This window comes from Sphingomonas sp. Leaf22 (assembly GCF_001421715.1).
In the GTDB taxonomy this organism is placed as follows: domain Bacteria; phylum Pseudomonadota; class Alphaproteobacteria; order Sphingomonadales; family Sphingomonadaceae; genus Sphingomonas.
Genome location: NZ_LMKP01000039.1, coordinates 1 through 2,383 on the forward strand (window position 1 = coordinate 1; position 2,383 = coordinate 2,383).

Genomic DNA, 2,383 nt, shown 5'->3' on the forward strand with positions numbered 1-2,383 from the left:
GCCTCGCCACGCATCGAGGCTCGAGTACGACGCTTTCCCGGCTTTACCGTGCAGCGCTGGCGTTCGGTACCTCCCGCAAAAAGTTTTCGGACGGTCTCCATTCCCGATCAAGAAAGCGGCTGCATCATGCCTGTGGAAAGGAACCTTCACCCCAGCAATTCCATTGCGCCCACGGAACGAACGCCCGCGTTCCGACTTATCACAGGATGGTCAGGCTCGCGCGCCCGTGGCGGTTCATCCTTGGCGGCATCCTCGGCCTCGCACTCCTCCTCCTGCTGATTCTCGCCGCCTTCCCATGGGGAGTGCTGCGCGACCGGGTCAGCGCGCGGCTGGCACAGCGTTTCGGGTCGGACGTATCGATCGGCACGATCGAACGGGTCGAGCCGCTGTCCTTTTCCCCCACGCTGATCGTCCGCGAGCTGACCATCGCGCAGCCGAGCTGGGCGGGGCAGGGCGATCTGGTCCGGCTGAAACGGGTCGACTTCCGGTTCGACGTGCTGCCGCTGCTGCGCGGCACGTTCGATCTTCAGGCACTCGCCATCGATGGCGGGCGGGTGGCGATGGTCCGCACCCGCGACGGGCGCAAGAACTGGCAACCCGACAAGCGTGGAGACAAAAGCTCGGCGGCGGCGATCACCAGCCTGACGATCCGCGACCTCGTGATCGACTATCGCGACGCGGTGCAGAATCGCCGCTTCGCCGTCACCGTCGCCTCCGATGCAAAGGGCTTTCGCGCGCAGGGGAACGGCGCGATCGACAACCGCCCGGTGCAGGTCGCATTGACCGGCCCGACCATCACCGGCGAGGGGCCATGGCCGTTCCGGGCGCGGGTCGACGGCCCGACCATCACCGTCGATGCAAAGGGGGTCATGGCCTCCCCGCTCGGCACCGACCGCATGACCGTCGACCTGACCGCGCGCGCCAACGACCTCAAGACGCTCGACGCGCTGATCGAGGCCGGTCTGTTCGGGACCCAGCCGGTGAAGCTGACCGCGCGCGTCCGCCACGACGATCCGACATGGGTCATCGAACGGCTGTCGGGCACGATCGGCCGGTCGACCCTGACATCGGCGAACGCGACGATCGGCAAGGATGGCGATCGGACGAAGATCGACGGCAGCCTGCGCTTCGCCGACCTGTCGTTCGACGACCTCGCCACCGACGAAGGGCGCGCCCGCGCGATCGCGATCGAACGCCGCATCGGTCCGCGCGTGGTGCCCGGCACCCGCATCAACCTCGCCAAGATGGGCGATCTCGACGGGCGGCTGGCCATCCGTGTCGACCGTCTGCTCGACATGGCGGGCTTGCGCAGCCTCGATACCGTGCTGGCGATCGACCGCAGCCGCCTGACCGTCGCGCCGCTGACGGTGCGGCTTGCGCAGGGGCGGATCACCGGGCAGGTGGTCGTCGATCAGCGCGAACGGAACAGCCCCCGGGCGACCTTCGACCTGAAACTGGTCGATTCGCGCATCTCGACCTTTGCCGGCGGCGCGCCGGTCGATGCCCCGCTGCGGGCGCGACTGAAGCTGGTCGGCAGCGGCGACACGATCCGCGAGGCGATCGGGCGGTCGGACGGCATGATCGGCTTCGTGGCGGCGGGCGGGACCCTGCCGGCGAAGATGGCGTCGCTGCTCGGTGCCGATGTCGCGCGCGGGCTGACCACCGACGACGATGCCCGTGCCCGGCTGCGCTGCCTCGGGCTACGGTTGAACGTCACCGACGGCATCGGCCGGATCGACCCGCTGCTGATCAACACCTCGCGCGCGCAGACGCGGGGGCAGGGGGTGGTGCGCCTGTCCGACGAACGTCTGTCGATCGCGCTGACCGGCACGCCGAAACAACGCACGCTGCTCCACCTCGACCAGCCGGTCCGCATCGGCGGCCGTATCCAGAGCCCCGACATCCGCATCCCGCCCGGCGTGAAGAGTGCGGGCGGCATCCTGCGCATGCTCGGCCGCGCGATTGGTGGCGACGACACCCCGCGCGCGGGCAACGCCGATTGCGGCGCGCTGGTCCGGCGGGTGCTGCGATAACGCTTTCCGACAGGTCGTCCCGGCGGCAGGATCGCCGGTGCGCGCCGTGCGCCTGCTCTTTGACATCCGTCCGATCCGCCATCCGCTTCGCTGTGCCGGCAACCGCGCGCGAGTGTGACCTTTGATGCCTGTACAAGGCGTCCGGTTGCTCGAAACGTTGCGAAAGTACCGATCCCGGCCCCCTGCCGTGCCCCCGCGCAGGCGGGGGCCCAGGGTTCCAAACGCAAGCCGTTGTTCCGCTTGGCTCTGGACCCCCGCCTGCGCGGGGACTGTTTACACGAGGCGCGTTTTGGATTCTTCTGTGTTCCTTTGATTTGGGACGGGGAGGATAGGATGCGTTGTCCAGCGTG

The 2,383-nt window shown here is 68.6% G+C and carries 1 protein-coding gene; it reads left to right on the forward strand.

All coding sequences use genetic code 11. The features are described 5' to 3' along the window. Positions 1-206 precede the first annotated feature (206 nt). Positions 207-2,033 carry an AsmA family protein gene (locus tag ASE70_RS13675; protein ID WP_056505913.1) on the forward strand — a complete coding sequence of 609 codons (1,827 nt, stop codon included), beginning with the start codon at positions 207-209 and terminating at the stop codon, positions 2,031-2,033. Positions 2,034-2,383: the final 350 nt, after the last annotated feature.

Excerpts from the sequence above, each read along its gene's own strand:
- ASE70_RS13675 (WP_056505913.1), top strand. The coding sequence starts at position 207 with ATGGTCAGGCTCGCGCGCCCGTGGCGGTTCATCCTTGGCGGCATCCTC.